This is a genomic window from Sulfurivirga sp. (assembly GCF_015490265.1).
Lineage (GTDB): Bacteria > Pseudomonadota > Gammaproteobacteria > Thiomicrospirales > Thiomicrospiraceae > Sulfurivirga.
The window spans coordinates 20,505-27,049 of sequence record NZ_WFYD01000066.1 but is presented as its reverse complement, the minus strand read 5'-3'; the positions used below and the strand labels follow the sequence as shown (position 1 = coordinate 27,049).

Annotated in this window: 6 protein-coding genes and 1 pseudogene; 1 reads left to right on the top strand and 6 read right to left on the bottom strand. The window is 61.4% G+C overall.

Translation table 11 applies throughout. From position 1 onward, the window contains the following. From F8K16_RS04990 to guaB, 5 genes and pseudogenes are all read right to left on the bottom strand, one after another. A pseudogene (locus F8K16_RS04990) lies at positions 1–404 on the bottom strand (hypothetical protein); the annotation flags it as partial. A 96-nt stretch (positions 405–500) separates the two neighbouring features. Beyond that, a complete protein-coding gene (locus F8K16_RS04985) occupies positions 501–1,379 on the bottom strand; it encodes a hypothetical protein (protein ID WP_294947789.1) in 879 nt (292 codons plus the stop codon). A gap of 138 nt (positions 1,380–1,517) precedes the next feature. Continuing rightward, on the bottom strand, positions 1,518–2,027 hold the full coding sequence (gene tadA / locus F8K16_RS04980) for a tRNA adenosine(34) deaminase TadA (RefSeq protein ID WP_294947788.1): 510 nt from the start codon (positions 2,025–2,027) through the stop codon (positions 1,518–1,520). 3 nt (positions 2,028–2,030) lie between these two features. Then, the gene (guaA, locus tag F8K16_RS04975) at positions 2,031–3,605 is read right to left on the bottom strand and encodes a glutamine-hydrolyzing GMP synthase (RefSeq protein ID WP_294947786.1); all 1,575 of its coding nucleotides are present in this window, start codon (positions 3,603–3,605) and stop codon (positions 2,031–2,033) included. Between the two features lie 64 nt (positions 3,606–3,669). After that, positions 3,670–5,130 (bottom strand): IMP dehydrogenase, encoded by a 1,461-nt coding sequence (guaB, locus tag F8K16_RS04970; RefSeq protein ID WP_294947791.1) that lies wholly within the window; start codon positions 5,128–5,130, stop codon positions 3,670–3,672. 260 nt (positions 5,131–5,390) lie between these two features. Here guaB and F8K16_RS04965 point away from each other — a divergent pair, with 260 nt between their 5' ends. Further along, positions 5,391–5,726, top strand: a complete 336-nt coding sequence (locus F8K16_RS04965) for a hypothetical protein (RefSeq protein WP_294947785.1) — start codon at positions 5,391–5,393, stop codon at positions 5,724–5,726. A 114-nt stretch (positions 5,727–5,840) separates the two neighbouring features. Here the strand turns inward: F8K16_RS04965 and F8K16_RS04960 are convergent, their stop codons facing one another. Then, positions 5,841–6,509 carry an energy-coupling factor ABC transporter permease gene (locus F8K16_RS04960; protein ID WP_294947783.1) on the bottom strand — a complete coding sequence of 223 codons (669 nt, stop codon included), beginning with the start codon at positions 6,507–6,509 and terminating at the stop codon, positions 5,841–5,843. Positions 6,510–6,545 lie beyond the last annotated feature (36 nt).

Below are 6,545 nucleotides of genomic sequence, written 5' to 3'. Positions count from 1 at the left end.
GCCTTCTCCATGGCCGCACGCACCGGCGCGATGTCTCCTTTCAGACGCATGACGTGAAACCAGTAGTCGGGATTGGTGTAGCCCACGTGCATGCCACTTTTCTTGCGCTTGACCAATGCCACCCTTTCCACGGCGCCAAAACCGCCTCGTTCACTCTGTGCCGCAGCCTTGAGCAGTGCGGGATGGGTGACGACCACGATGCGGGTGTTCTTTTTGGGCGCATAAGCCGCCAGCACCTGCAGACCGGCCTGCTTGAGCGCTTCGCGCACCTGCTGCACGCCCTGATCCAGATCGGCCGGCTTGAGCGTGCTGGCCACAAACGGTTTGAAGCCCTCGGCCGCCATGGCCATCCCTGCCAGCAACAGAGCGGCTGCCAGCACCATCCTTCTGATTCCCCTAAGCATCCTCGACTCCTGTTCTGTTCAGAAAACTCGGCATAAAAAATGCCCGCAAGCGGGCATTTTTACAACCAGAAGTTTTTTATGGGAGACAAATGTCCGTTAATCCGCGTCCGGATCGGCCACATCCTCCAGCTGGCTCAGAATGTCGTCCGGCGTGGACATGATGTTCATGAAGGTGCCCATGGGCAGGCGTGGCCAGCTGATGGCGATGCGGAACTTGCCATTGAGCGCCACGGCCTTCTTGCCATTGAGCAGAATCTCATAGGGCAGGTGCGCGGCGTGGGAGTGGGCGCCCTGATCCAGATTGTCCAGCACATGCTTGTCACTGGCGCCTTCGCGGGTGAAGGCCACACCCCATACGGTCATCTCAGTGCCCGGAATGTCGATGCGGTAGACCTTGCTGACACCTTCCACCCGCTTGGCCAGGCTCTTCTCGATGGTGTCGATGCCCTGCTGGTGGCTGTCATACTCCTCCAGTTCGTCCACATCGGTGAAATAGGGCATCATGAACTTGTAGTGGTAGTCACGCAGATCACCTGCGGACAGCCCCGGTTCGGCACCGTACTGCCCGGCATCGCCCAGCGCCTTCTTCATGGCGGCGGCCACCGGGGCGATATCCCCTTTCATGCGGTAGGCGTTCCACCAGTAGGCCGGATTGGTGTAGCTCACCTCCACATTGCCCTTGTGCTTGACCACGGCCACCCGCTCCATGGCGCCGAAGCCGCCGTTGTCGCTCTGAGCAGCGATCTGCTTGAGCGCGTCACTGGTGACCACGATGATGTGGGTCTCCCCCTTGGGATCATATTCGCCCACCACGGTGAAACCGGCGCCGGTGAGCGCCTTCTTGGCCGCCTCGACACCGGCGGTGACGCTGGCCGGCTTGAGCGTGCTCAGCACGAAGGGTTTCAGCTCCTCGGCCCATACCTGCCCGGCCAGCAGCATGAGCCCCATGCCCGCAGCAAAGATCTTTTTCAGCATTGCAAATCTCCTGAACTTTGCGATGAAATTTCCTAAATGGCGGGCAACATTTTCAAGGTTCCAGAATATTCTGACAAACTGATTATTTTTATTGCGTGATAAAGACGAAGAATTTCATTATTACATGAAATACTGAAATCATCGCCGCGCCTGAAAGAAACGCTGCAACTGCTCTCTGGCCGCCTCGTTCTCCACGCCGGCAGTGATGGCGATACGATGGTTGAGCAGGGGGGAGCGGCACAGGTTGAACAGGCTGCCACAGCTACCGGCACGGGGGTCGGCGGTGGCGAACACCAGCCGCTCAATCCGGGCGTGCACCAGCGCCCCGGCGCACATGGGGCAGGGTTCCAGCGTCACATAGAGGGTGACCCCTTCCAGCCGGTAATTGCCCAGCGCCTGCGCCGCCCGGCGCAGCGCCACCACTTCCGCATGGGCACTGGGGTCGTTCAATGTGATGACCTGGTTCCAGCCGCAGCCGATGCGCCGGCCGTCATGCACTGCCACCGCGCCCACCGGCACCTCGCCCTGCGTGGCGGCGTGGTCGGCCAGGGCCAGCGCCTGGCCCATCCAGAAGCGGTCCGCTTCCTCCGGAGACAGATCAGCCGGACAGGTGTCCGGCTGATCGATCGGGCACGGTGACGCGCGCAAAACTCACTCCCACTCGATGGTGGCCGGCGGCTTGCTAGAGATGTCGTACACCACGCGGGAGATGCGCGGGATTTCGTTGATGATGCGCGACGAGACCCGCTCGAGGAACTCATAGGGGAGATGGGCCCAGCGGGCGGTCATGAAATCCACCGTCTCCACCGCCCGCAGTGCGATGACATAGTCGTAACGGCGGGCATCCCCCACCACGCCCACCGACTTGATGGGCAGAAAGACAGCGAACGCCTGGGAGGTCTTGTCATACAGGTCGGCGGCGCGCAGCTCTTCAATGAAGATGTGGTCGGCCAGACGCAGGATGTCGGCGTATTCCTTCTTCACCTCGCCAAGAATGCGCACGCCCAGCCCCGGCCCCGGGAAGGGGTGACGATAGACCATCTCATAAGGCAGGCCCAGCTCCACGCCCAGCTTGCGCACCTCGTCCTTGAACAGCTCGCGCAGCGGCTCCAGCAACTTGAGGTTCATCTCCTCCGGCAGACCGCCCACATTGTGGTGGGACTTGATCACCTTGGCCTTGCCGGTCTTGCTGCCGGCGGACTCGATCACGTCCGGATAGATGGTGCCCTGGGCCAGCCATTTGACATTGGTCAGCTTGGCCGCCTCCTCATCGAACACCTCCACGAAGGTGCGTCCGATGATCTTGCGCTTCTCCTCCGGATCGGTCACGCCCTTGAGACGGCCGAAGAAGAGATCCTGCGCGTCCACGCGGATGACGCGGATGCCCATGTGGCGCGCGAACATGGCCATCACCTGATCGCCCTCCTGATAGCGCAGCAGACCGTGGTCCACGAACACGCAGGTGAGCTGATCGCCGATGGCCTTGTGCAACAGCGCCGCCACCACGGAGGAATCCACACCGCCGGAAAGTCCCAGCAGCACTTCATCTTCGCCCACCTGCTCACGGATGCGCTGGATGCTGTCCTCAATGATGTTCTCCGTGGTCCACAGCTTTTCGCAACCGCAGATGTCTACCACGAAACGCTCCAGAATGCGCGCGCCCTGCTTGGTGTGGGTCACCTCCGGATGGAACTGCACGCCGTACCAGTGTTTCTCCACATTGGCCATGCCGGCGATGGGGCAGGACGCGTTGCTGGCCATGAGGATGAAGCCCGGCGGCATCTCCGCCACCCGGTCGCCATGGGACATCCACACATCCAGAATGCCGTAGCCTTCCGGCGTGACATGATCCTCGATGTCCTTCAGCAGCGGCGTGTGGCCATGGGCACGCACCTGCGCATAGCCGTATTCATGGGTGTCGGCATGAATCACCTTGCCGCCCAGCTGCTCGGCCATGGTCTGCATGCCGTAGCAGATGCCCAGCACCGGCACCCCGGCTTCGAACACCGCCTGCGGCGCCCGCGGCGCGTCCTCGCCCGTAGCGCTCTCCGGCCCGCCGGAAAGAACGATGCCTTTGGCGCCATAGTTACGCACAAAGTCGTCGCCCACATCCCAGGGGACGATTTCGCAATAGACGCCAATCTCGCGGATGCGCCGCCCGATCAGCTGGGTGTACTGGGAACCGAAGTCCAGAATGAGAATCTTGTCGCTGTGAATGTCCTGCATGCCTGCCCCTCAAATGGAAACAGGGGCGCGCCGCCCCTGTTCGTTGCCAGAAACCCGTCGCCGCTCAGATGCGGTAGTTGGGCGCTTCCTTGGTGATGGTGACATCGTGCACGTGGCTTTCGGTGATGCCCGCATTGGTGATGCGCACGAACACCGGCTTGGTGCGCATCTCCTCGATGTTGGCGCAGCCGGTATAGCCCATGCTGGCGCGCAGGCCACCGGCCAACTGGTGCACGATCGCGCCCATCGGGCCCTTGTAGTCCACACGGCCCTCAATGCCTTCCGGCACCAGCTTGTCCACCGCGTTGGTGCTCTGGAAATAGCGATCGGAGGACCCCTGCTTCTGCGCCATGGCCCCCAGCGAACCCATGCCGCGGTAGGACTTGTAGGCGCGCCCCTGATAGTATTCCACTTCGCCCGGTGCCTCCTCGGTGCCGGCGAACATGCTGCCCAGCATCACCGCGTAGCCGCCGGCGGCGATCGCCTTGGCGATGTCGCCGGAATAGCGGATGCCGCCATCGGCGATCAACGGCACATCGGTGTCCTTGAGTGCCTCGGCCACATTGGCGATGGCCGTCAGCTGCGGCACGCCCACACCGGCGACGATGCGAGTGGTGCAGATGGAGCCGGGGCCGATGCCCACCTTGACCGCATCCGCACCGGCCTTGACCAGATCCAGCGCCGCCTCGGCCGTGGCGATATTGCCACCGATGACATCCACTTCCGGAAAGTGCGCCTTGACCCAGGCCACCCGGTCCAGCACGCCCTGAGAATGGCCGTGGGCGGTATCCACCACGATCACGTCCACGCCAGCGTCCACCAGCGCCTCGACCCGCTCCTCGGTGCCGGCGCCGGTGCCCACCGCAGCACCCACCAGCAGGCGGCCCGCCGCGTCCTTGGCCGCGTTGGGATGCTCGCTCTCCTTGAGCATGTCGGTCAGGGTGATCATGCCCTTGAGATTGAAGTCATCGTCCACCACCAGCACCCGCTCGATACGGTTCTCGTGCATCAGCTTGCGGATGCGGCCTTCGGAGGCCCCCTCCTGTACGGTCACCAGCCGCTCCTGCGGGGTCATCACCGTGGTGATGGGCGCGGTCACATCCTTGACGAAACGCAGATCCCGGCTGGTCACCAGGCCGAACAGCCGACCGCCCTTCATCACCGGCACGCTGGAGATGTTGTGCTGACGGGTCAGATTGAGCACCTGCTCAATGGTGGCGTCCGCCTCCACGGTAATGGGATCAGTCACCACGCCGTGCTCATATTTCTTGACCCGGCGCACCTCGTCGGCCTGCGCCTGCACGCTCATGTTCTTGTGAATGATGCCAATGCCGCCCTCCTGCGCGATGGCGATGGCCAGACGCGATTCGGTCACCGTATCCATGGCGGCGGAGACGAACGGCAGGTTGAGACGGATGTTGCGGGTCAGCTTGGTGGACAGATCCACGTCTGCCGGCAGCACCGTGGAATGGGCGGGCACCAGCAGTACGTCGTCAAAGGTGTAGGCTTCTTCGATGATTCGCAGCATAACGGATCCTGTAGCGTTGATTTTATGCCTCAATCAGTTTTTTGTATCGAAGCGCTGTCTGAGCGATTCAGACGGGACACCAACTTGAAAATCAACAACTTACACTGAAGATGACAGGGTGCGGCTTCGAACCGGAGGCTTTTTTTGATTCTGGCGCTCATTATAAGGATTGACACGGGACCGGTAAACTTTATAGTGTATTGCCAACCGGTCATAACCGGACTACAAAGCAAAGCTCTGAATTCAGGAGGATTGGAATGAAAAAACTGCTGATCACCGCCACCGTTGCCGCCACCCTGTCCCTCGGGGCCTGTTCCGGCATGGGCACCAAGTCTCAGCCCACCACCTACGCGGAAATCACCGCTGCCGCCAAGGCTGCCCACGCCGAAGCCAAGAAGATGAAGAACGTGTGGAAGCAGAAGAAGATGAAGAAGGCCTACGTGGATCACTACCTGGCCAAGGCCGAAGCCGCCAAGAAGAAGGGTGATGAGGCGGCAGCCATGAAGTACGCCAAGCTGGCGCTGAAGGTGGCCAACGCCGAAGTGGATCAGATCAAGCGCTACGCTGACGAAAAACCCATGTGGGAAAAGTAATCCTCCCATGAGGTTTCACGAAAAAGCCGGCATATGCCGGCTTTTTTTGTCATGCCCCTCATCGTCCAGAGGTATGACAGACTGTTCTGAGCCAGATTACACCCTGCCAGTGCCCTACTTGCCCTTCAGATAGTGTTCATCGGTAAAGGTGCTGATCCACTCCGGCTTGAACATCACCAGAAACGCCATCACGAAACCGTTGAGAAAGGCTTCCGGCGCCGCCAGCAGCGGAATGTAGGGCATGAAGCTGTGATTGACCTTCTCAACCGTCTGCACCTCCGCGCCCATGAGCGCAAGGCCGGTCAGGACCAGTGCCACGAAGGTACCGATGCCACCGGCCAGAAAGGCGTTGAGAAACACATAGACGAAGAAATGGTGCGGCAGCCAGCGATAGGCGGCCAGCAGGATCCACCAGGTGATCAGCGCCGGCACCACCCCCATCAGCAGCCAGTTCAGCGCAATGGCATCCCAGCCGGTCTGGCCGAAGGCGCTGAGCACCACCAGCGCCAGCAGCGCAGACAGCACGGCGAACTGCCAGCCGAACAGCAGCGTCACCGTGGTCATCATCAGAAAGTGAAAGGTCAGCCCGTCTCCGATGGAGGCGCTGCCATACCACAGCAGCGCCACGGCCAGGGTGACCCCGAAGAATACATGCTGGGCGTGACTGTCGCCCTTGACCTTGTGCCACGGCGCCGTCCGCACGGCCTGAAACAGCACCAGCAGCGCCAGCGCGAAGCTACCGATGATCCAGCTCGACGGCAGCACCCCACCAGGCAGATTCATGGTCGTCCCTCCACACCTTTGTGAATCCGACCATTA

Coding starts and splice junctions, on each gene's coding strand:
- F8K16_RS04985 (WP_294947789.1), bottom strand. CDS start 1,379: ATGCTGAAAAAGATCTTTGCTGCGGGCATGGGGCTCATGCTGCTGGCC.
- guaA (WP_294947786.1), bottom strand. CDS start 3,605: ATGCAGGACATTCACAGCGACAAGATTCTCATTCTGGACTTCGGTTCC.
- F8K16_RS04965 (WP_294947785.1), top strand. CDS start 5,391: ATGAAAAAACTGCTGATCACCGCCACCGTTGCCGCCACCCTGTCCCTC.
- F8K16_RS04960 (WP_294947783.1), bottom strand. CDS start 6,509: ATGAATCTGCCTGGTGGGGTGCTGCCGTCGAGCTGGATCATCGGTAGC.